A 20,915-nucleotide genomic window follows, 5' to 3' on the forward strand; every position below is an offset into this window, starting at 1 on the left:
GACGGCCTCCTCGTGAGCAGCGCGCTAAACGACCAGTGACAGCGGCAGGATCAGCGCGATCGCCACCACGGAGATCAGCGTCTCCATCACCGACCAGCTCTTCAGCGTCTGCCCGACCGACAGCCCGAAGTACTCCTTCACCAGCCAGAACCCCGCGTCGTTCACGTGCGAGAAGAACAACGACCCCGCCCCGATCGCGAGCACCAGCAGCGCACTGTGCGACGGATCCATCCCCGCCGCCAACGGCGCCACGATCCCCGCCGCCGAGACGGTCGCCACCGTGGCCGAGCCCGTCGCCAAGCGGATCGCCACCGCCACCAGCCAGCCCAGCAGCAGTGGCGACAGGTGCGCGTCCTTGGCCAGGCCCGTGATGACGTCGCCGACCCCCGCGTCGACCAGGGTCTGCTTGAAACCGCCGCCCGCGCCGACGATCAGCATGATGCCCGCGATCGGGCCCAGCGAGTCACCGACCACAGTGGACAGCCGGGAACGGTCGAGACCCGCCGGGCGGCCCAGCAGCACCATGCCCACCAGCACCGCCGCCAGCAGCGCGATCAGCGGGTCGCCGACGAAGTCCAGCACGCGCCGGGCGCCGTTGTCCTTGGCCAGCAGGATGTCCGAGAGCGCTTTCGCCAGCATGAGCACGACCGGCAGCAGGACCGTCGTCAGCGTCGCCGCGAAGCTGGGACGCGGCTTGTCCGGGTCCGCCCGCTCGGGGATCAGCCGCTCGGGCGGCGTCGCGTCCGGCACCAGCCGCGCGGCCAGCTTGCCGAACAGCGGCCCCGCGATGACCAGCGTCGGGATGCCGACGAGCAGGCCGAACGCCAGCGTGATCCCGACGTTCGCGTTCAGCGCGCCCGCCGCGGCGAGCGGGCCCGGGTGCGGCGGGACCAGGCCGTGCAGCACCGAAAGGCCGGCCACCGCCGGGATTCCCAGCAGCATCAACGGTTTCCCGGTGCGCTTGGCCGCGAGCAGCACCACCGGGATGAGCATGACGAGGCCGATTTCGAAGAACATCGGCAGCCCGATCAGCGCCGCGACCAGCGCCATCGCCCAGGGCAACGCGGCGCCGCGGGCCTTGCCGAGCACCGTGTCGACGATCTGGTCGGCGCCACCGGAGTCGGCCAGCAGCTTGCCCAGCATCGCGCCGAGGGCGATGAGGATGCCGACGGACGCGACCGTGCTGCCGACGCCGCTGCTGAAGCTCTTCAGCAGCTTGTCGACCGGCATCCCGGCGGTCAGGCCGAGCACGAGCGAACCGAGCACCAGCGACAGGAACGGGTGCAGCTTCACCTTGGTGATCAGCACGACGATGACGGCGATCGCGACGACCGTCGCGGCGATCAGCCGGGTGTCGTGGCCGGTCCAGGCGGCGGCGAGGGTGGTCATGAACGTTCCCGGAAGGCGGTGAGGGCGGCGGCGGTGATCTCGTCGGGCGTCTCGCGGATGTCGAAGACGGCGCCGGGCTCGTCCGGCTCGAGCGGTTCCAGGTCGGCGAGCTGGGAGTCCAGCAGCGACACCGGCATGAAGTGGCCGGAGCGGGACTTCATCCGCTCGGCGAGGGTGTCGTGGTCACCGTTCAGGTGGGCGAACCAGACGTTCCCGCCGGTTCTCAGCACGTCGCGGTACCGGCGCTTGAGCGCGGACGACGTCACGACGCCGCCGGAAGCCTGGTGCTCGCGGATCCAGCCGGCGATGGCTTCGAGCCAGGGGGCGCGGTCCTCGTCGGTCAGCGGGTGGCCCGCGGTCATCTTGTCGATGTTGGCCTGCGGGTGGAACGTGTCCGCTTCGGCGTACTCGACGTCCAGCGCGTTCGCGAGCGCCGTGCCGATCGTCGTCTTGCCGGAGCCTGACACGCCCATCACCACGATGACGGTCATCCGCACCTCCCACGTCGTTGTGCTCGGGTGAGTCAAACTCAAAAGTACTACTTATTCAAGATAAAGTACTACTTAATCGAATCAGACGGCTAGGTTGGCCGAGTGGGACACGAGCAGGTATTGGACGCCCTCGGCGCGTCGATCGCCAACGGAGCGCTGCCACCAGGCACCGTCCTGCGCTCCGAAGAGCTCCAGGAGCGCTTCGGCGCTTCGCGGACTGTCGCGCGCGAAGTCGTCCGAGTGCTGGAGACGATGCGGTTGACCACCAGCAAGCGCCGGGTCGGGGTGATCGTCCGGGAGCCGGCGGAGTGGAACCACTACGACCCGCGGCTGATCCGCTGGCAGCTCGACGGCCCCGCGCGGCCGACGGCCCTCGCGACGCTCAACGAGCTGCGGTCGGCGATCGAGCCGTGCGCGGCGCGGTACGCGGCCCTGCGCGCGACGCCGGAGGAGCGCGGCCGGCTCGGCGCGCTGGGGGAGCGGCTGGCGCGGACGGCCCGGGCGCGCGACTTGACGACGTTCCTCGAGTTCGACATCGCGTTCCACGACCTGCTGCTCGGCGCGTCCCGGAACCCGATGTTCGCGCAGCTGTCCGAGGTCGTCGCGGAGGTGCTCACCGGGCGGACCGGGCACGGGCTGATGCCGCCGGAGCCGCAGCCCGAGGCTGTGGCACTCCACCTGGAGGTGGCCGCGGCGGTGGCGGCCGGGGACGCGGACCGGGCGGAGCGGGCGATGCGCGACATCGTCGTCCAGGCGCGGGAGGAGATCGCGGCGCTGGTCGAGTAAGGCGGTGCCGCGGGGGCGAGTAGCCTCCCTCGGGAACTGGACTTTCTTCTGCCGGGGGGCACGGGTGAGCGCGGCGCGCGCGATCGGACTGGTGTTGGGCGTGGCGGCCGACGGCGCCCTCGGCGACCCGCGTCGCCGGCCCCCGGTGACGGCGTTCCGGCGGCTCGCGCAGGGCCCGGGCCTCGCGGTCGCGGGCGCCGCGGTGGCCGGCGGTCTCCTGCTCGAGCGCGCCGGCCGCGGCCGTCCGCTGGTGCAGGCGTCGGCGACGGCGGTGACGACGTGGGCGGTGCTCGGCGCGGCCGGCCTGGCCCTGCAGGGCACGGAGCTGGCGCGCGACCTCGAGGAGTCCCGCTTCGACCCGGCGCGGTCCACGCTGTCCGAGCTGGACCCGCGCGTGGCCGACGGCCTGGACCTGGTCGGGCTGTCCCGGGCCTCGGTGGAGACGCTGGCGGAGAACACGTCGGACGCGGTCGTGGCGCCCCTGGTCTGGGGCGCGGTGGCGGGGGTCCCGGGCCTGCTCGGCGCGCGGGCGGTGAGCCTGCTCCGCCGGTCACGCGTCGGACGGCAGGGCCACTGGGCGATCGACCGCCTCGACGAGCTGGTCCACCTGGTCCCGACCCGCATGGCGGCGGCCCTGACGGTCCTGGCGGCCCCGGTGGTCGGCGGCTCGGCGGGCGGCGCGTGGCGGGCCTGGCGCCGCGACACGATCGCCCACCCGAGCCCCAACGCCGGCCGGGTGGAGGCGGCGTTCGCGGGGGCGCTGGAGGTCCGCGTCGGCGGGCGGACGGTGTACCCGCACGGGGTGGCGGAGCTGCCGGTGCTCGGGGTCGGGCGGAATCCGGACGCGGGGCACGTGACGCGGGCGGTGGAGCTGTCCCGGGTCGTCGGCTGGCTGGCCGCGGTGACGTCGGTGGTTTTGGCCGTGGTGGCGGGTTTCCGGCGCCGCTCGCGCTGACGCTGTAACTCCTCCGCGTATCGACAGGCGTAGGCAACGCTTCGCAGAGATACGGGAGGATTTCGTGCGGTACAAGCACATTGCGGCGGGCGTGGTCGCCGCGAGCCTGGTCACCCTCGTCGTCACCGGCGGCACCGCCGAGGCCAAGCGGCGCTGCGGTCCCACCTACGAGCAGGACAAGTCCGGCAGCCTGGGCACGCCGTTCACGCTGAAGTCCAAGCACGACGACGACGGCCCCGGAGGGTCGTTCGTCGTGGGGGAGGAGTTCGAGATCCACACGAACGTCGCCGGCCAGACCTGGACCATCACCTTCGCCGACAACGGCCTGGTCTTCTTCACCGGCGACGACGTCTCGACGACCATGGGGATCCGGGAGCAGCACGCGACGGCCAACCAACCCGGCGTCACTCAGCACATGACCGCCGACGCGCTCAACCACACCACGGGCGAAACCATCCACGGGTTCCTGGACGTGCTCCCGGTCCCGGCCTGCGGCGGCTGACACGGACCGTCGGCGCGGCGGCTTCAGCCGCGCCGGCGCAGCTGGGTCAACGCCTCCGCGTCGAGCCGGCCGCCGCGGTCCGCCAACCGGGTGCCGATGCGGTCCCGGTCCGCCTCCGTCTTGTTCCCGCCGAACTTGAACTTCGCCCGCACGCCCGTGATCGTGAACTCGATCCCGCGGATCCCCGGCAGCAATCGCCGGTCCGGCGAGTCCGAAGCCGCGCTCACCGGCGCCCGCGCGCCGTCCGGCTCGAAGTGCCGCAGCTGCTTCTCCAGCAACGAAGCCTTCGAGTCCGGGTCGTCGACCAGCCGCACGTCGCCCTCGAGCTGGACCGTCGCGTAGTACGACGTCGGCACCCCGAACGCCGGGTCCGCGTCCGTGTTCCAGTCCGCGCGGATGTACGTGTAGTCGTCGACCACCGTCAGCAGCGCTCGCGGGTGTTCCTCCAGCAGGGGCCAGATCGGGTTCGGACGCGCCAGGTGCGTCACCACCGTGCGGTCGCCGTCGAACGCGAAGTGCGCCGGGGTCACCACCGGCAGGTCGCGGCCCGTGCCGCCGGCGATCAGCTGGCCGAAGTCGTGCGTGGACAGCCATTCGCGCCACTCCGCGTCCGAAGCGGCGTCCCAGGGGTGGATCAGCATGAGCCCAGTGTCACGCCGGCAAGTGGCCCCGAAGAAGGGCCAATTTCGAGCTACTTCTGATGGCCACTTTCGGCCAGCTCGTCCTCGGCCAGGATCTCCGCGACGGACTTCCGCCGCGCAGGAGCCTCCCCGGAGACCAAAGCCCCACCCGGCTTCAGCTCACGCACCGTGAAGTACAGCCAGCCCAGCAGCGCCATCGCGCCGAACGCGATCCACTGCAGCGCGTACGACAGGAACGGCCCCGAGTCGGTCTGCGGCAGCGGCAGCGCGCCCAGCACACCGGGCTGATCGGTGTCGAGCTGGAAGTACCCCGGCCGGATGTCGAGCTTCCCCGCCCGCGCGACCACCCGCGAATCGACGACGTAGCTCTGCAGCTGCCCGCCGGTCGACGCGTCGGCGAACGCGTCCCGGTTCTTCGGATCGGTCTCGTCCGCCCGCGCCCGGGCCGTCACGGAAACGATCCCGGCCGGCGGCGGCGCGTACGGCAGCACGCCGGACTTGCTGTCGAGCCGGACGTACCCGCGGTCGACCAGGACGACCGTGCCGTCGGTGGTCCGCATCGGCGTCAGCACCTCGAAGGCGCCCTCGCCCTGGACCGTCCGCAGCCGCGCGACGACTTCCTTGTCCGCGAGGTACTGGCCGGTGATCGAGACGAGGTGCCACTCCGTGTGCTGGTCGGGCGCGCTCCCCGGCGGCAGCAGCCGCGTCAGCGGCAGGGGCGGCGCGGTGAACGACGCCTCCAGCGCGGAGTTCTGCTGCTCGCGTTCGGCGTTGCGGCTGAACTGCCAGGGTGAAAGCAGCGTGAAGCAGCAGATGGCGAAGGTGAACACCACCACCGTCAGCGCCAGCCACCCGGGCTTGAGCAGGAACCGCAACCGCACGCCACCACGGTAGGCGGTGCCCCGCCCGTGGCGCCCGCCGACCTCCGTCACCTGTGACTTCTACCCGCGCGAACGCACCCAATCCAGCAAACCGGGGACCGAGCGTTCGATCATGCCGAGGACGTCTTCGAAGCCGTCGTCACCGCCGTAGTAGGGGTCCGGGACTTCGGCGCCGCCGGGGGCCGACGGGTCGAACGACCGCAGCAGCCGCACCTTCGAGGGATCGTCGACGCGGGCGCGCAGGAACTCCGCGTGCCCGTCATCGGCGGCCAGCAGCAGATCGGCGGCGAGGTCTTCGTCCGACACCTCGGAGGCGACGTGCGCGGTGGGGTAGCCGTGCGCTTCGAGCGTGGCGCGGGCGCGCTTGTCGGCGGGCTCTCCGGCGTGCCAGCCCCCGGTACCGGAACTGGACACGCGCACCACGTCGCCGAGGCCGGCGTCCTCGAGGTGCGCGCGGAAGACGAGTTCCGCCATCGGGGAGCGGCAGATGTTGCCGGAGCAGACGAAGACGAGGTGCGTCATTTCGCGAGCGTAACCGGCCGGTTCACCCGGTCACCCGCTCGCTCGGCGGTACCCGCTGCCCCGCGCCGCCACTTAGCGTCGTTCCCGCGAGGACGCGAACCGGAAGGAGAGCGATCATGCACGGATGCTGCTCGAAGTGCACCGGTCAGGGCTGCGGCTGCTGCGGCAACTGCAACTGACGCTCCGCCCCGGCGCTCACGGCGGCGGTGGTGGACCCGCCGCCGGGGCGCCACTAACGGGTGATGCACGTCGCTGTGGGACCGAAGCTGGGACCTAAGCCGGGACCCAGCCGGAGATCACCGCGTAGCGCACCGCCAGCACTCGCGGGGCTCGCGCCCGTACATGCGAAGATCCCCCGGTGCCCGCGCTTTCCGAAATCATCACCGTCCTGGAGCAGGCCTACCCGCCCGCGCTCGCCGAGTCGTGGGACGCCGTCGGCCTCGTCTGCGGCGACCCCGCCGAGCCCGTCACGCGGGTGCTGTTCTGCGTCGACCCGGTCGCCGAGACCGTCGACGAGGCCGCCGACCTCGGCGCGCAGCTGATCGTCGCGCACCACCCGCTGCTGCTGCGCGGCGTGCACGGCGTCGCCGCCGACACCGCCAAGGGCTCGCTGGTGCACCGGATGATCCGCACCGGCATCGCGCTCTACTGCGCGCACACCAACGCCGACTCCGCCGACCCCGGCGTCTCCGACGCGCTCGCGCAGGCGATCGGGCTGCGCGTGACCGGCCCGCTGGCGCCCAACGAAGACGGCGTCACCGGCATCGGCCGGATCGGCGAGCTGCCCGAGGCCGAGCCGTTCGCGACGTTCGTCCAGCGCGTCGCCGAGGCCCTGCCCGCGACCGTGCCGGGCGTGCTCGGCGCGGGCGACCCGGACCGCCCGATCCGCACCGTCGCCGTCTCCGGCGGCGCCGGGGACTCCTACCTGAAGCAGGCCACCGCGGCCGGCGTCGACGCCTTCGTCACCGCCGACCTGCGGCATCACCCCGCCGGTGAGCACCTCGCGAACCCGGGCGCGGTGCCCGCACTGGTCGGGCTGACCCACTGGGCCAGCGAATGGCCCTGGTGCGGGCAAGCCTCGCTGGTCGTGGCGCAGGCGTTTGCGGGTAACGTCGACACCTACGTCTCCACGCGGTGCACCGACCCGTGGAACGTCCGCGCCGAGCGCACATCGATTTAGAGGAGCACCGTGAAGGCCGAACCCGCCGTGCAGCGCCAGTTGCTCGAGCTCGCCAAGGTGGACGCCGAGCTCTCGCGCACCGCGCACCGCCGCCGCACCCTGCCCGAGCTGGCCGAGATCGACGCGGGGGAGAAGACGGCCCGCGAGCGCCGTGACGCGCTCGTGTCGGTGGAGACCGCCGCGTCCGACCTCGACCGGGAGGTGGCCCGGCAGGAGAAGGAGATCGAGTCGGTCCGCGCCCGCGAGGACCGAGACCGCAAGCTCCTCGCGTCCGGCTCGGTGAACTCGAAGCAGATGACCGACATCGAGCACGAGCTGCAGACCCTGCAGCGCCGGCAGAGCGCGCTCGAAGACGACCTGCTGGAGCTGATGGAGCAGCGCGAGGCCCTCGGCCTGGACGCGCAGCGCACCGGCGCCGAGGTCGACAAGGCCGAGGCCGAGGTCGCCGCCGCGGTCGCCCGCCGCGACGAGGCGTTCAAGGATCTCGACACCACCCGCGCGCGCCGCGAAGAAGACCGCGCGAAGCTGCTGCCGCGCTTCCCGGAGCCGCTGCTCAAGCTGTACGAGCGCGTCCGTGAGCAGAAGGGCATCGGCGCCGCGCTGCTGCGGGCCCGCCGCTGCGGCGCGTGCCAGCTGGAGATGGACCGCAACACGATCGCCGAGATCAAGGCCGCGCCGGAGGACGACGTCATCCAGTGCGAGAACTGCGGCGCGGTGCTGGTCCGGACCATGGAGTCGGGTCTGTGACGTCGCACGTGGTCGTCGAAGCGGACGGGGGCTCCCGGGGTAACCCGGGCCCGGCCGGCTACGGCGCGGTCGTCAAGGACGCCGCCACCGACGAGGTCCTGGCCGAGCGCAAGGAAAGCCTCGGCGTCGTCACCAACAACGTCGCCGAGTACAACGGCCTGATCGCCGGGCTGGCCGCCGCGGCCGAGCTCGGTGCGTCCACTGTGGACGTCCGGATGGACTCGAAGCTCGTCGTCGAGCAGATGTCCGGGCGCTGGAAGATCAAGCACCCGGACATGCAGCCGCTGGCGGAACGAGCCAAGGAGCTGGCCGCCGGTTTCTCCCGCGTCGAGTACGAGTGGATCCCGCGGGCGCAGAACTCCCACGCCGACCGGCTGGCCAACGAAGCGATGGACGCGGCCACCGGCAAGCCCGCCGCCGGGAAGCCCGCCCCGAAGCTCCCGACCCGACGGCCCGACCGCGCGACGGTGGCCTGGACCGGTGCGAAGGGCACCCCGACCCGGCTGCTCCTGCTGCGCCACGGCCAGACGGAGATGTCGGCGCTGCGCCGCTACTCCGGCCGCGGTGACGTCCCGCTGACCGAGCTGGGCCGATCGCAGGCCGCCGCGGCGGCGAAGCGGCTGGCCGCGACCGACGGCCTGGTCGTCGACGGCGAGAGCGTCCCGATCATCTCCTCGCCGCTCACCCGCACCAAGCAGACCGCGCAGGCCGTCGCCGACGCGCTCGGCGGGCGCGTCGAGACCCACCCCGGCCTCATCGAGACCGACTTCGGCGACTGGGAAGGCCTGACGTTCGCCGAAGCGGCGGAGCGCGACCCCGAGCTCCACGGTTCGTGGCTGGGCGACAGCGCGGTGCCGCCGCCCGGCGGGGAGAGCTTCGACGTCGTCCACCGGCGCGTCCGCAAGGCCCGCGACGAGCTGATCGCCGAGCACGGCGGGAAGACGTTGGTGCTGGTCAGCCACGTGACGCCGATCAAGACGCTGCTCCGGATGGGGCTCGACGCCGGCCCGCAGCTGCTGTTCCGGCTGCACCTCGATCTGGCGTCGCTGTCGATCGTCGAGTTCTACCCGGACGGGAACGCTTCGGTGCGGCTGGTCAACGACACCTCGCACCTGACCTGACCGCCGCAAATGTGGGGTGGATCACGCTCAATGCCGACGCGTGCCGGACCCCCGATGGGGTATTGGCTACAGTGTCTCGACCGCGTCGCCGCGGTGGCGGGTCCGGCCTCGGGCGCGCTTCATGGGGCGCCAGCTCGTGCGTATCCCACCGGCAGAGGCCTGCGGGCGGAACAGTGACGAGGAAATGACGGCTAGCGCACTCACCGAGACCTCCCCGAGCGACGTCCCCGAGGAGCCCACGCCCGTGACGACCACGCGGGGCTGGGGCGCGCGGCTGGCGCCGGTGCTGGCCGTCCTGGCGGGAATGGCCGCCGTGGCGGTCCACGCCACCCGCTACGGCCACTGGATCGTCGACGACGCCGCCATCACCTTCTCCTACGCCCGCAGCTTCGCCGACGGCCTCGGCCCGGTGCTGCAGCCGGGCGCCCCGCCGGTCGAGGGCTTCTCCGACCCGACGTGGATGGTGCTGCTCGGCGTCGGCAAGCTCGTCGGCCTGTTCGACCACGGCCTGCTGTTCGGCCTCCCGGACTACGTGCTGTTCCCGAAGGCGCTGGGCCTGCTCTTCACCGGCGGCATCCTGACGGCGTGCTACATCGCCGCGAAGCAGATCTTCACGCGCTTCGCCTGGCTGGTCACGCTGGTCGTGGGCCTGACGCTGGCGACGATCCCGTCGTTCGTCATCTGGGTCGTGTCCGGCCTGGAGAACTCGCTGTTCGCCTTCGTGGTCGTCACGCTGGCCGTGACGCTGTTCGTCTCGGTCAAGCGCGACAAGCTGCTGACGCCGAAGGTCGCGCTCTGGGCGGGCGTCCTGGTCGCGTTCGCCGCGCTGACCCGGCCGGAAGGCCTGATCTACGCGGGCGCGTACCCGCTGGCGGCGCTGCTCTTGCTGCGCGGCGGCCTGTTCTGGAAGAGCTTCCGCCTGGCCCTGCTGTCGGTGGCGGCGTTCGCCGTGCCGTTCGGCGCGTACGTCGTCTGGCGGCACTCGGAGTTCGGGCGGCTGCTGGCCAACCCGTCGGTCGCCAAGCAGCAGGGGCTGCCCGGCTTCGACGCCTTGAAGCGGCCCTTCGAGCTGGCCGGCTACGCGGGCTGGGCCGGGGTGGTCCTGCTCGCGCTGGTGATCGCGTTCGCGCTGGTCAAGGCGCCGTGGCGGCGTCCGCTGATCGCGCTGCTGGTGCCGCTGGCGCTGGGGATCATCGCGTACGGCGTGATGGTCGCCGACTGGATGTACCAGCACCGGTTCGCCAGCCCGATCTGGCCGCTGGCCGTCATCGCCGGCACGCTCTCGGCGGGTGAGCTGCTCAAGCACCGCCGGGCGCTCCTGCGGATCGGGATCGTCGTGGTGCTGGTGGGGGCGTTCGTCCCGTCGGCGATCGGGTTCGCGCAGGCCGCGGACAAGTTCGCGAAGAGCCCGAACATCACCGCGTGCCTGGTGGCGGACCGCTTCGGCCGCGGCTTCAACACGTACGCGGACATCCTGGGCATCCAGAAGGCGTCCCTGCTGCTGCCGGACCTCGGCGGCTCGTCGATGACCAGCCGGCTCGAGCTCGTCGACATGGCCGGCCTGGTCAACAAGCCGATCGCCGACCTGGTGCACGACAACGACCTGGCCGGTCTGCGGAACTACGTGTTCGACACGGTGAAGCCGACGTTCATCCACTCCTGGGGCCCGTGGGCCGCGGGCAACGGCATCGCGCTGGACCCGCGCCTGGACCGCGACTACGTGCTGATCTACAGCTCGCCGATCGAGGGCCTGCGCAACGGCGACTGGGTGCGCAAGGACGCGGCGACGGACCCGGCGAAGCTCAAGGCGGCGCAGGACTACGCGGCGAAGACGATCCCGGCCGTGGCGGCGGACCGCTTCGGCGGCCCGCTCGACGACTGCGGCGCGACGATGAAGCCGGGCCAGACGATCACGATGCCCGGCTGACTCAGGTCAGCAGCCCCAAGCTCAGCCACAACGCCCCGGTCGCCGCCACCAGGCACAGGGGCGTGGTGATCGCCCCCAGTGCGTGGAACGTCTTCGCCGACGGGTGCTCCGGCAGCGTGCGGCGCCACAGCAGCGTCGCCAGTGAGCCCAGGTAGCTCGCGTTCGGGCCGATGTTGACCCCCAGGAGCACCGCCAGCAGCACTCCCGGCGCCGGGTGCGGGCCCAGGACGGACAGCAGGATCAGCGTCGCCGGGAGGTTGTTGACCAGGTTGGCCAGCAGCGCCGCCACCCCGGCCGCGACCAGCAGGTCCACCAGGCCCGCCGACGACGGCAGGACGTCGCGCAGCAGGCCGCCGAGCAGGTGCTCCGAGACCGCCTCGACCACGACCGCCAGGCCCAGCACGAACAGGCACAGCTGCGGCGCCGCTTCGGTCACCAGCTGCCACGGCTTGATCGTGCCCCGCGCCAGGGCGCGGGTGCCGAGGATCAGCGCGGCCAGCGCCGCGATCCACACGGGCTCGACGTGGCCCAGCGGGCCCAGCGCGAAGCCGGCCAGGGTCAGGCCCAGGATGACCAGCGCGAACGTCGGCGTCTCCAGGTGCTGCTTCGGCTCGGCGGTCTCGCGCGGACGGAGGTCGGCGGCGAAGAACCGCAGGAACACCAGCAGTTCGATGGCGATCGTGACCATCCACGGCAACGCCATCGCCGCGGTGAACCCGGCGAACGTCAGCCCCGAGGCGCCGAACGCGAGCAGGTTCGTCAGGTTGGACACCGGCAGCAGCGTCGACGCCGAGTTCGCCAGGTGCGCGCAGGCGTAGACGTGCGGGCGGGGTGGGAGACGCAGGCTCGTCGCCGTCGCCAGAACCACCGGGGTGAGCAGGACGACCGTGGCGTCCAGGCTGAGGACGGCGGTCACTCCGGACGCCGCCGCGAAGGTGAGCACGAGCAGCCGCCGCGGCTTGCCGTGGCAGGCCTCGGCCAGGCGGTTCCCGAGCCAGGTGAAGACACCGTCGACACTGGCCAAAAAGGACAAAAGCAGGATCGCGGCCAGGAAGCCCAGCGTCGGGAGGATCTCGACAGCGCGCTGCCCGGCCGCTTCCGGCCGCACGAGCCCCAGCAGCAGCACGAGGCCGGCCGCCGGCACCGCGGCGACGGCTTCGGGCCAGCCGCGCGGCCGCACGATCGCGAAGACCAGCACGGCGGCCAGCAGTATCAGGCTTCCCGCGCCTGCCCAGAAGTTCACCGGCTCACGCTAGCCGACGGTTTCGCCCACCGGTTTTGTCGGTGCTCTCGGGTAGCGTCGAGAACGGGGGCGCCCCGACGGTCCCGGGTCAGACGCCGAGCGGCTCCGGGGTGGCCGCGCCGCGCGCCAGGTCCTGCTCCTTCGCCCGGATCACCGGCAGCACGTGCTTGCCGAAGTGCTCGACGTCCTCCAGGTAGTGCAGGAACCCGAGCAGCAACAGCGAAGCGCCGCGCTTCTTGTACTCGATCGCCCGGTCGGCGATCTGCTCGGGCGTGCCGATCAGCTTCGTGCGGAAGCCGTCGTTGTACTGCACCAGGTCCTCGAACTCCGAGTCCGCCCACATGCCCTTGGCGTCCGAAGTGGACTTTCCCGCCTGCGCCACCGCCGACCGGAACCCCTCCACCGCCTCGACGTTGGCCTTCGCGACGATCTCCTGCAGGACCGCGCGAGCTTCACTCTCCGACTCGCGGGCGATGACGAACCCGTTGAGTCCGAATCGGACAGTGCGCGCGTTCGAAGCCGCGTACCCCCGCACCTCCGCAACCTGCTCGCTGAAGCCGTCGAAGTCCTTGCCGTTGCTGAAGTACCAGTCCGACACGCTCCCGGCGAGCTTGCGCGCCGCCGTCGAGTTGCCGCCCTGGAAGATCTCGGGGTGCGGGGCCGCCACCGGCTTCGGCTTGATGTCGAAGTCGTGGATCCGGTAGAAGTCGCCGCGGAACTCGGCGTGGTCGTTCGTCCACAGCTCGCGCAGCACGCGGATGAACTCCTCGGACCGGCGGTAACGCTCGTCGTGCTCCAGCCACGGCTCGCCGAGGCCGGTGAACTCGCCCTTGAACCAGCCGCTCACCACGTTGACCGCCGCGCGCCCGCCGGAGATCACGTCGGCGCTGGCGATGAACTTCGCCAGCACACCGGGGTGCCACAGTCCGGGGTGGACGGCCGCGATCACCTTGAGCCGCTGCGTCGCGAGCAGCAGCGCCAGGCTGAACCCGGTGGACTCGTGCTGGTACGAGGCGCCGTAGCTGGCCGTGTAGCGCACCTGCGAAAGCGCGTACTCGAACCCGCTGTTCTCGGCCAGGACAGCCAGGTCTCTGTTGTACTCGTAGCCCCAGTCCGTCCGCTGTTCGATGTCGGACGTGACGAGGCCACCACTCACGTTCGGGACCCAGTAGGCGAATTTCAACGGCTCTTCGAGCGACATGGCCCGAGTAGAGCAACGACGCCGGAGCCGGTCAACGCGCGTCCACGCGGTGGGAACTCACCCGCCGCGCTGGGACTTCGCCAGTGCGCCACCGAGTTCCGCGCGGCCGGGGATGCCGAGCTTGCGGTACGCGCCGGACAGGTGCAGCTCCACCGTCCGCCGCGTGAGGTGCAGCGCGGTCGCGATCTCCCGGTTCGTCAGCCCCTGCGCGGCCATGACGGCGATCCGGTTCTCCTGCCGCGTCAAGCCGTGCTCGTTGTCCTTGGCCGGCGTCAACGTCCGCCGCGCCGACCGCAGCTCCTCCGCCGCACGCCGGGCGAGCGGACGCGCGCCGCAGTGCTCGCTCAGCTCCACCGCCTGCCGCAGGGTCTCGATGGCCTTTTCGGACTGGCCGTGGCGTGCCTGCAGCGTGCCGAGCTCGGTCAGCGCCGTCGCCAGCTGGAGGCGGGCCGGGGACGAGCCGAGCGTCGTGATCGACTTGTTCAGCGCCCGCTCGGCTTCGTCGTCCTCGCGGACGAGCCCCATCGTCGTCAGGGCCGTGCCCAGCGGCCGCGCCGCGCCCCAGCGGGCGGACGCGTTCATGTCCTCTTCGGCCAAGCGGGCCGCGTCGTCGGCCTGGCCCAGCGCCAGCGCGGCCCGCGCCGCGTGGGCGCGCCACGGCACGAAACCCGGGAACCGCATGCCGTGGTGGGCGAGCCTCCGGCCGCAGCTGAGCAGGTCTTCGAACCCGAAGCGGGTGTACCCGGTCGCGACGCGCAGGCGGCCGCGCGCGTAGAGGAGGTAGGTGTGGGTGAACAGGCCCTGGCTCGCGACGAAGTCCATCCGGTCCAGCAGCGACGTCGCCGCCTCGAACCGGCCCAGGTCCACCCAGCATTCGACGAGCTTCGCCGCGCACAGCACGCCGACCGGGCACGTCGTCGTCCCGCCGCGCTCGTCGAAGCGGCGCAGCAGCGACTCGAAGTGCACGCTCGCCCGCTGCAGGTCGCCGCTGGCCTGCAGTGCGATCCCGCGGGCCAGGGTGGGCAGCGCGCCGTGCGGGATGTGCACGTCCCACGGCTCGCGCTCGACGTCGAGGACGCGGCACAGCCGGTCGACGAGCGTCGGCTCGTCCGCGAGCACCGCGGTGGCCAGCGTGAAGAAGTAGTGCTGCTCGAACAGTTCGGGCTCGTCGCCGGCCGGGTCCGGGGCGGCGGCGCCCGCGGTGAGGCTCAGCGCGTCCGCGAAGTGCCCGACGGCGTCCGGCGCCGACTCGCCGCTGCGGACGGCGTCCAGCGCCAGCAACGCCGAGCGGCTGCGCTGCGCCGCCGGGTCGGTCAGCGGCGCCCACTGCTCCTCGAAGTCGCGGAACTCCGGCGGCGGGCCGAGCCGGCTGCCGGCCTCGGCGAGGTAGGTCATGCACAGCAGCGGCCAGACGGCGTCCGGGCCGCCGGCGTCGAGCCGGGCGGCGATCTGGCCGGCCGCGCTGATCGCGAGCCGCGCGTCCTGGCCGCCGCAGAGCGACAGCAGCATCGCCGAGGCGATGAACGCGGCCGTGTCGCGGTTGCCGATGGTGTCGACGGCCTCCCGCACCCGCTGCGCCGCGGCGGGCGGGTCGACCTGGAACTCCGCGTGGGCCAGCTGCAGCAGCACGGCCACCCGCCGCCCCGACGTCAGCCGCTCCTCCAGCGCCCGCCGCAGGTGCCGCGAGGCGAGCTCGGGCCGGCCGGAGAACACGGCGTTGCGCGCGCTCAGCCGCAGGACGTCCACGCCCCACGGGATCCGGATCGACGTCGCTTCGAGCAGGTGCGCGGCGACGCGCTCGACCGGCGCACCGGTCTCCGACAGCAGCTTCGCCGCCCGCGCGTGGTTGACCGCCCGCGTCGTCTTCGGCATGTCCCGCAGCACGGAGTTGCGGACGAACGGGTAGGTCAGCGTCGGTGCGTTGCTGTTGTTCAGCACGTGCAGCCGGACCATCGTGTCGATCGCCTGCAGCGCGTCGAGCTCGTCGACGCCGGCGAGCTGGGCCAGCAGGTCGAAGCCGGCGTCCTCGCCGAGGATCGCGGCCGCGTGCAGGATCGCCGGCGCGTCCGGGAACTCCGCCATCCGCGTGTGGAGCACCTGCCCGATCAGCGACGAGCCGAGCTCGTGCGGGTCCGCGCCGGGCAGCAGCCGCGGCCGCAGCGCCTGCAGCAGGTACGGGTTGCCGCCGGTCGCCTCGCGGCAGGCGGTCGCGAGCTCGCCCGGCGCGAGGCCGAGGATCTCCGCCGCGCCCGCGTCGCCGAGGCCGTTCAGGGTGATCGTCGCCGGCGTGCAGCCGGCCATCTCCAGCAGCGCGACCTCGCGGTGCGGCGGGTGGCCGATCAGGGAGGTGAGTATGATCAACACCGGCAGGTCGAGCACGCGGTGCCGGATGTAGGCGAGGCACCGCATCGACCAGGCGTCGGCGAGGTGCACGTTGTCGATGCCGAGGAACAGCGGGCCCCGCTCGGTCGCGTCCCGGATGATCCGGAAGAAGAGGTCGAGCGCTTCGCTCTCGCCGGCCGGCCCGCAGAGGTCGGCGACGGGCGGGCGCGGGGCACCGGGATCGTCGAGCGCGTCGGCCAGCTGGCGGGCGACCCCGCCGGGCAGGTGGCTCTCCAGCCGCGACCCGGTGGCGACCGCGACGGTGAAGCCGGCGTCCGCGGCGAGCGCCGCGGCGGTGTGGAGCGTGGCGGTCTTGCCCATGCCGAACTCGCCGACCAGCACCGCGCTCGCGGCCGTGCCGTCCAGCGCGAGGGGGAACAGGCTGGTCAGGCGGCTGAGCTCGGGCTCGCGGCCGGGGAGCCGCGGAGCGGGGCGCTTCGGTACCGAAGCCCCGCTGACGGGATGCTCGGGATTTACTTCGGTATCCACCGTAAGGACTTTCATGTTGGGTTGGGGCAGACTACTGGAAACCGGCTGACCACGGGAGATCCCGCAGGTCATGGCCGGTACCGGCCACAACCTGAGCAGGGGAGACGATGGACGCAGCGAAAGCGGACCAGGTCCTCGCGACGGCCGGCCGGGCCGCGCAGACGATCGTCCCGCCCAGCAGGAGCACGCCGGCGACCATCCCCCGCCGGCGGGAGAACACCCACGGCTTTCGCCGCCGGGCGGACCCCTCGCTCGGCGGCGGGTAGCCGACGCCGGCCGCGCCGGGCCGCTGCTGGGTGGAGCCGGGGACCGGGTCGCCGGTAGCCGGTGGGCCGCCGGAGGCGGAGACGCTGCCGGAGGCCGGGGCACCGGGGCCGGGGGAACCATCGGGAGCCGGGACACCGGTACCAGCGGGGCCACCGAGGGCCGGGGCGCCGGCACCGAGAGAACCACCGAAGGCCGGGGCACCGGCACCAGGAGAACCATCGGGAGCCGGGGCACCGGCACCAGCGGGACCACCGAGGGCCGGGGCACCGGCACCGGGAGAACCACCGAAGGCCGGGGCACCGGCATCGGCGGAGCCACCGGAGGCGGGCAAACCGTGGTCGGCGGGACTACCGAGGGCCGGGGAGCCGGAACCACCGGAAGCCGGGGCACCGGCACCGACCGGCCCGCCGGAGACCGGGGGACCACCGGGAGGGGAACCGCCGCCCGGCAGGTAGCCGAGCCGGGCCGCCTCCGCCAGCGCCGCGGACACCGGGTGGAAGCCGGTGAGCAGTTCGCGGCACCGGGGACACTCCGCGAGGTGGGTTTCGAACTCTCCCGCATCGTCGAGGACGCCGAGTTCGTAAGCCGCGGCGTCGCGGTGCCTCGCCCTCATCGCACCGTCACTTCCCCGAGCGCTTTACGCAATTGCCGCATCGCCGTGTACAACCGCGATTTGACGGTTCCCTCAGGAATTCCCAGAATTGTCGCCGCCTGCCGGACGGTGTTTCCGGCGAGATATGTCTCGGCGATGACGGACTGATATTTCTCGTCCAGTGCCGACATTGCCCGGCTAATCGTTAGTGCGGCTAACGAACTGTCCGCGCGATCGGTGGACTCGGCGTTTTCCGGGATCTCCAGAGCGACCTCCTGCGGGCGGACCCGGCGATTTCGCCAGCCGTCGATGACGATCCGGCGCGCCACCGTGAGGAGCCAGCCGCGCAGCATTCCGGGCTCGCGTTCGAGCGTGCCGGAGTGCTGCCACGCGCGGATCATGGTCTCCTGCACGACGTCTTCGGTCCACTGCCGGTCGTGGTTCGTCAGGGCCAGTACCTGCGAAAATAAGGTGGCGCGGAAGTCCTTGTACAGCAGCGGGACGAGGTCGTCTCCCGTGTCGGGGCGTGCTTCGACCGCCGTTGCGGACGAAGTGCGGCCGACGTGACCGAGACTTTCTCTGCCCAGTGCTTCCATAAAGCTCGCAACCTCACCTGACTGGCGGACCGTGGGGCCATCGGAGCGTAGCGCAAAAGCACTTAATAGGCCATATGCATTAGTTTCCGTGCCCCATTAGGCCATGCGCGCCGCAGAGGGGGTTCAAATTGTGTCTTGTGATTTACATCACAGTCACTAAAAGGTGACGAAGAGAACCGGTGAACGCCGTTCTTCCGTAACCCCCGGTGAGACGTTCTTCACGAAGGGACAACGGGGATGCCGTTCCGATTCGTGGCCTTGTTCGCCGCCACGACCGCGCTCGTGCTCGGCTGCGCCCTGCCCGCGTCCGCCGGCGAGCTGCAGCAGACCGACCGCACTTTGCTGGCGCGCCTGAAGCAGCACACGCTGTGGGCCACGCCGGCGAGCAGGCTCGCCGCCGAGCGCGCCACCAACCGGCGCGTGCGCGCGGTCGCCGTCCGCATCGCCGACGACCAGGCCCGCCTCGACGTCGCCCTGCGCGCGGTCGCCGACCGGCTCGCCATCGCCCTCCCCGCCGAGCCGACCGAGCAGGAACGCCGGTGGGCCGGCGAGCTGTCCGGTGACTCCGGCGACGCGTTCGACCGCGCCTACGTCAACCGCCTGCGCGCCGAGTACGGGTCCCTCTTCGGGCTCGCCTCCGACGTCCGCGCCGGCACCCGCGACGACGACGTCCGCGCGTTCGCCCAGACCGCCGTCGACACCTCGCTCGGGCACCTGACGCTCCTCGAGAGCACCGGGCTCGCCGAGACCACTTCCCTGCTCGTCTCCGCCACCGAGGACGACACCCTCGGTGGCGGGGACCTCGCTTTCGGGGCCGCTTTCGTGGCGTTCGCCGCCGTCGCCACGTTCGGCCTGCTCCGCCTGCTCGGAACCCCCGGCAGGACCCAGCCGCGCACCCGGAGGTAAGCCCGTCCATGTCCCCGTCCGCCGCGCTGTTCCCGGTGTCGCCGCACGACACCGGGATCGCCCAGGCCGCCGCGCTGTCCGGCCGCCTCACCTACCTCTGCATGTGCCTCACCCTGTGCTGGGGCGTGCTGGCCGCCACCGGCTGGGTCCGCCGGTTCAGCGGCCAGGACGCGCTGCGCGCCGGGCACGTCCTGCTCGCCGCGTTCACCCTCGCCACCGGCACCCTGCACGGGCTGACGTTCCTCTTCCTCGAGGACGACCCGTTCGGCGTCGCCGACCTGCTGCTCCCGTTCTACGACGGCACGCCCCGGCACGCGCTCGGCATCGCGGGCCTCGAGCTCGTCATCGCCGTGTCGATCACCGCGGGCCTGCGGCGCGGCAAGCGCGAAGGCCGCTGGCTGCGCTTCCACCAGCTCGGCTACCTCGCCATCGGGCTGCTGGCCGTGCACGCCTGGCTCGGCGCGATCTCGAGCGGGCACCTTTCGGTCGTCTGGCTCGCCGGGATCACGCTGCTCGTGCCGCCGGTGGTGCTGTCCGCGCTGCGGGTGCTGCCCACCTCGGCCCTCGTCCGGGCCGGGCTGATCGAGCCCGCGCCCGAAGAACCCGAGCTCGCGTCGCTGCGCATCGACGTCGACAGCCACCGCTGCCACGCCTACGGCGTCTGCCAGTCCGAGGCGCCGGGGGTCTTCCAGCTCGGCCACGACGGGCAGCTGGAGTACGAGAAACGGCCGGGAGCCGGGGAAACGCCGAACGTCCGCGCGGCCGCGCGCGCCTGTCCCATGCGAGCCATCCACCTGTTGGGAGCCACCTCGTGAGCGAACGCATCGTCATCGCCGGAGCCGGTCTCGCCGGCCTGCGGGCCGCCGAACGGCTGCGCGAGCTCGGGTTCGAGGGCGAGGTCGTCGTCTTCGGCGCCGAGCCGGACATCGCCTACCACCGCCCGGCGCTGTCCAAGAGCCTGCTCACCGGCGCGGTCAGCCGGGCTCAGACCCTGCTCGCCGACCCGCTCGAGGTCGACGCCGAGTGGTACTTCGACACGCCGGTCACCGCGCTGTCGCCGAACCGGCAGGTCGTCCACCTCGACGGCGAGGAGCTCCGCTACGACGGCCTGATCATCGCCACCGGCGTCGAGCCCCGCCGGATGCCCGGCGCGCCGCACGGCCACCCGCGGGTCGTCGTCGTCCGGACCCTGTCCGACACCACGGCCCTCCAGCGTGCGCTTGCCACCAGTTCCGGCCCGGTCGCCGTGATCGGGGACGGCTTCATCGGCTGCGAAGTCGCTTCGAGCCTGCGGGAGATGGACCGCGACGTCGTCCTCATCGGCCGGTCGCGGGCACTGCTGGCCGACGTCCTCGGCCCCGAGATCGGCGACTGGCTCACGGCGCTGCACGCCGCCCGCGGTGTCCGGCTGGAGCTCGGGACCACCATCCGCCGGTGGCACCCGGGGACGACGTCGGTCGGCCTGGAGTTCGCCGACGGCCGCGCCATCGACGTCGGCTGCGTCGTGGTCGCCGTCGGGAGCGTGCCCGCGGTGTCCTGGCTGCGCGGCGCGAAGCTGCCGCTCGACGACGGCGTCGTCTGCGGGCCCACCTGCCACGTCGTCGGCTCGGACACGATCGTCGCGGCCGGCGACGTCGCCCGCTGGCCCAACCTCCGCTACGACGCGACGCCGCGGCGCGACGAGCACTGGCTCAACGCCGTGGAGATGAGCCGCGCGGCGGCCGAGAACCTGCTCGCCGGGCCGTCGGGTTCGCCGGCGTACACGCCGGTGCCGCGCTACTGGTCCGAACAGCACGGCGTCCGGATCCAGGTCGCCGGCCGGCCCATGCTCGGGACGGACACGGTGCTGCTGGAGTCGCCGGTGGCCGGCACCCGCCCGATCACCGGCTTCGTCTCGGGCGGCGAGCTGGTCGGGCTCATCGGCCTCGACAGCCCCGCCGCGGTGCTGCACTGGACGGCCGAGCTGGCCCGCCGCTCGGCGCCGTCGATCGTCCCGCCGCAGCGGCCCCCGGAACCCGAGCGGCCCCGTCACCACAGCCGCGCCGCGGCCGGCTACTGAGTCCCGGGATTTCGGTTCCGCGGCCGTGGTGCGGCGAG

Annotated in this window: 20 protein-coding genes; 10 read left to right on the forward strand and 10 right to left on the reverse strand. The window is 72.4% G+C overall.

Annotation, left to right across the window (positions count from 1 at the left end; genetic code table 11):
• Positions 1-24: 24 nt before the first annotated feature.
• Positions 25-1,389, reverse strand: a complete 1,365-nt coding sequence (locus AA23TX_RS46750) for a GntT/GntP/DsdX family permease (protein ID WP_155549274.1) — start codon at positions 1,387-1,389, stop codon at positions 25-27.
• Complete coding sequence (locus tag AA23TX_RS46755; protein WP_196425909.1) at positions 1,386-1,880, reverse strand: gluconokinase; 495 nt, start codon at positions 1,878-1,880, stop codon at positions 1,386-1,388. Before AA23TX_RS46755 ends, AA23TX_RS46750 begins: the two co-directional genes overlap by 4 nt.
• Positions 1,881-1,982: 102 nt before the next feature.
• Here AA23TX_RS46755 and AA23TX_RS46760 point away from each other — a divergent pair, with 102 nt between their 5' ends.
• From AA23TX_RS46760 to AA23TX_RS46770, 3 genes are all read left to right on the forward strand, one after another.
• Positions 1,983-2,666 carry a FadR/GntR family transcriptional regulator gene (locus AA23TX_RS46760; protein WP_155549276.1) on the forward strand — a complete coding sequence of 228 codons (684 nt, stop codon included), beginning with the start codon at positions 1,983-1,985 and terminating at the stop codon, positions 2,664-2,666.
• 64 nt (positions 2,667-2,730) lie between these two features.
• On the forward strand, positions 2,731-3,621 hold the full coding sequence (locus tag AA23TX_RS46765) for a cobalamin biosynthesis protein CobD/CbiB (protein WP_155549277.1): 891 nt from the start codon (positions 2,731-2,733) through the stop codon (positions 3,619-3,621).
• A gap of 64 nt (positions 3,622-3,685) precedes the next feature.
• A complete protein-coding gene (locus AA23TX_RS46770; RefSeq protein ID WP_155549278.1) occupies positions 3,686-4,123 on the forward strand; it encodes a hypothetical protein in 438 nt (145 codons plus the stop codon).
• Between the two features lie 23 nt (positions 4,124-4,146).
• Here AA23TX_RS46770 and AA23TX_RS46775 read toward each other — a convergent pair whose 3' ends face one another.
• Genes AA23TX_RS46775 through AA23TX_RS46785 form a run of 3 tightly spaced genes read right to left on the reverse strand, consistent with a single transcriptional unit; the run spans position 4,147 to position 6,167 of the window.
• Positions 4,147-4,764, reverse strand: a complete 618-nt coding sequence (locus AA23TX_RS46775) for an FMN-binding negative transcriptional regulator (RefSeq protein ID WP_155549279.1) — start codon at positions 4,762-4,764, stop codon at positions 4,147-4,149.
• Positions 4,765-4,814: 50 nt separating this feature from the next.
• Complete coding sequence (locus tag AA23TX_RS46780; protein ID WP_155549280.1) at positions 4,815-5,645, reverse strand: SURF1 family cytochrome oxidase biogenesis protein; 831 nt, start codon at positions 5,643-5,645, stop codon at positions 4,815-4,817.
• 60 nt (positions 5,646-5,705) lie between these two features.
• Positions 5,706-6,167 (reverse strand): low molecular weight protein-tyrosine-phosphatase, encoded by a 462-nt coding sequence (locus tag AA23TX_RS46785; RefSeq protein WP_155549281.1) that lies wholly within the window; start codon positions 6,165-6,167, stop codon positions 5,706-5,708.
• Between the two features lie 358 nt (positions 6,168-6,525).
• Here AA23TX_RS46785 and AA23TX_RS46790 point away from each other — a divergent pair, with 358 nt between their 5' ends.
• From AA23TX_RS46790 to AA23TX_RS46805, 4 genes are all read left to right on the forward strand, one after another.
• Positions 6,526-7,347: a Nif3-like dinuclear metal center hexameric protein gene (locus AA23TX_RS46790; RefSeq protein WP_155549282.1), complete on the forward strand. Its 822-nt coding sequence runs from the start codon at positions 6,526-6,528 to the stop codon at positions 7,345-7,347.
• Between the two features lie 9 nt (positions 7,348-7,356).
• Positions 7,357-8,094 (forward strand): zinc ribbon domain-containing protein, encoded by a 738-nt coding sequence (locus AA23TX_RS46795; protein ID WP_155549283.1) that lies wholly within the window; start codon positions 7,357-7,359, stop codon positions 8,092-8,094.
• Positions 8,091-9,215: a bifunctional RNase H/acid phosphatase gene (locus tag AA23TX_RS46800; protein ID WP_230863103.1), complete on the forward strand. Its 1,125-nt coding sequence runs from the start codon at positions 8,091-8,093 to the stop codon at positions 9,213-9,215. The genes AA23TX_RS46795 and AA23TX_RS46800 overlap by 4 nt, the downstream gene beginning before the upstream one ends.
• A gap of 184 nt (positions 9,216-9,399) precedes the next feature.
• Positions 9,400-11,142: a hypothetical protein gene (locus AA23TX_RS46805; RefSeq protein WP_155549284.1), complete on the forward strand. Its 1,743-nt coding sequence runs from the start codon at positions 9,400-9,402 to the stop codon at positions 11,140-11,142.
• 1 nt (position 11,143) lies between these two features.
• Here the strand turns inward: AA23TX_RS46805 and AA23TX_RS46810 are convergent, their stop codons facing one another.
• The 5 genes from AA23TX_RS46810 to AA23TX_RS46830 form a co-directional block, all read right to left on the reverse strand.
• Positions 11,144-12,385 carry an SLC13 family permease gene (locus AA23TX_RS46810; protein ID WP_155549285.1) on the reverse strand — a complete coding sequence of 414 codons (1,242 nt, stop codon included), beginning with the start codon at positions 12,383-12,385 and terminating at the stop codon, positions 11,144-11,146.
• An 88-nt stretch (positions 12,386-12,473) separates the two neighbouring features.
• Positions 12,474-13,586 (reverse strand): dimethylsulfone monooxygenase SfnG, encoded by a 1,113-nt coding sequence (sfnG, locus tag AA23TX_RS46815; protein WP_155549286.1) that lies wholly within the window; start codon positions 13,584-13,586, stop codon positions 12,474-12,476.
• A gap of 57 nt (positions 13,587-13,643) precedes the next feature.
• Positions 13,644-16,457: an AAA family ATPase gene (locus AA23TX_RS46820; protein WP_155549287.1), complete on the reverse strand. Its 2,814-nt coding sequence runs from the start codon at positions 16,455-16,457 to the stop codon at positions 13,644-13,646.
• 31 nt (positions 16,458-16,488) lie between these two features.
• Positions 16,489-17,337 (reverse strand): zf-HC2 domain-containing protein, encoded by an 849-nt coding sequence (locus tag AA23TX_RS46825; protein WP_155549288.1) that lies wholly within the window; start codon positions 17,335-17,337, stop codon positions 16,489-16,491.
• Positions 17,334-17,912: a sigma-70 family RNA polymerase sigma factor gene (locus AA23TX_RS46830; RefSeq protein WP_155549289.1), complete on the reverse strand. Its 579-nt coding sequence runs from the start codon at positions 17,910-17,912 to the stop codon at positions 17,334-17,336. The genes AA23TX_RS46825 and AA23TX_RS46830 overlap by 4 nt, the downstream gene beginning before the upstream one ends.
• A gap of 237 nt (positions 17,913-18,149) precedes the next feature.
• Between AA23TX_RS46830 and AA23TX_RS46835 the strand changes: the two genes are divergently transcribed.
• Genes AA23TX_RS46835 through AA23TX_RS46845 form a run of 3 tightly spaced genes read left to right on the forward strand, consistent with a single transcriptional unit; the run spans position 18,150 to position 20,877 of the window.
• On the forward strand, positions 18,150-18,818 hold the full coding sequence (locus tag AA23TX_RS46835; protein WP_155549290.1) for a DUF4142 domain-containing protein: 669 nt from the start codon (positions 18,150-18,152) through the stop codon (positions 18,816-18,818).
• Between the two features lie 8 nt (positions 18,819-18,826).
• A complete protein-coding gene (locus tag AA23TX_RS46840; RefSeq protein WP_155549291.1) occupies positions 18,827-19,633 on the forward strand; it encodes a 4Fe-4S domain-containing protein in 807 nt (268 codons plus the stop codon).
• Positions 19,630-20,877, forward strand: a complete 1,248-nt coding sequence (locus AA23TX_RS46845) for an NAD(P)/FAD-dependent oxidoreductase (RefSeq protein ID WP_155549292.1) — start codon at positions 19,630-19,632, stop codon at positions 20,875-20,877. The genes AA23TX_RS46840 and AA23TX_RS46845 overlap by 4 nt, the downstream gene beginning before the upstream one ends.
• The last annotated feature ends 38 nt before the right edge of the window (positions 20,878-20,915 follow it).

The organism is Amycolatopsis camponoti (assembly GCF_902497555.1).
GTDB lineage: Bacteria > Actinomycetota > Actinomycetes > Mycobacteriales > Pseudonocardiaceae > Amycolatopsis > Amycolatopsis camponoti.

Coding starts and splice junctions, on each gene's coding strand:
- AA23TX_RS46750 (WP_155549274.1), bottom strand. CDS start 1,389: ATGACCACCCTCGCCGCCGCCTGGACCGGCCACGACACCCGGCTGATC.
- AA23TX_RS46755 (WP_196425909.1), bottom strand. CDS start 1,880: ATGACCGTCATCGTGGTGATGGGCGTGTCAGGCTCCGGCAAGACGACG.
- AA23TX_RS46775 (WP_155549279.1), bottom strand. CDS start 4,764: ATGCTGATCCACCCCTGGGACGCCGCTTCGGACGCGGAGTGGCGCGAA.
- AA23TX_RS46785 (WP_155549281.1), bottom strand. CDS start 6,167: ATGACGCACCTCGTCTTCGTCTGCTCCGGCAACATCTGCCGCTCCCCG.
- AA23TX_RS46805 (WP_155549284.1), top strand. CDS start 9,400: ATGACGGCTAGCGCACTCACCGAGACCTCCCCGAGCGACGTCCCCGAG.
- sfnG (WP_155549286.1), bottom strand. CDS start 13,586: ATGTCGCTCGAAGAGCCGTTGAAATTCGCCTACTGGGTCCCGAACGTG.
- AA23TX_RS46825 (WP_155549288.1), bottom strand. CDS start 17,337: ATGAGGGCGAGGCACCGCGACGCCGCGGCTTACGAACTCGGCGTCCTC.
- AA23TX_RS46830 (WP_155549289.1), bottom strand. CDS start 17,912: ATGGAAGCACTGGGCAGAGAAAGTCTCGGTCACGTCGGCCGCACTTCG.
- AA23TX_RS46835 (WP_155549290.1), top strand. CDS start 18,150: ATGCCGTTCCGATTCGTGGCCTTGTTCGCCGCCACGACCGCGCTCGTG.
- AA23TX_RS46840 (WP_155549291.1), top strand. CDS start 18,827: ATGTCCCCGTCCGCCGCGCTGTTCCCGGTGTCGCCGCACGACACCGGG.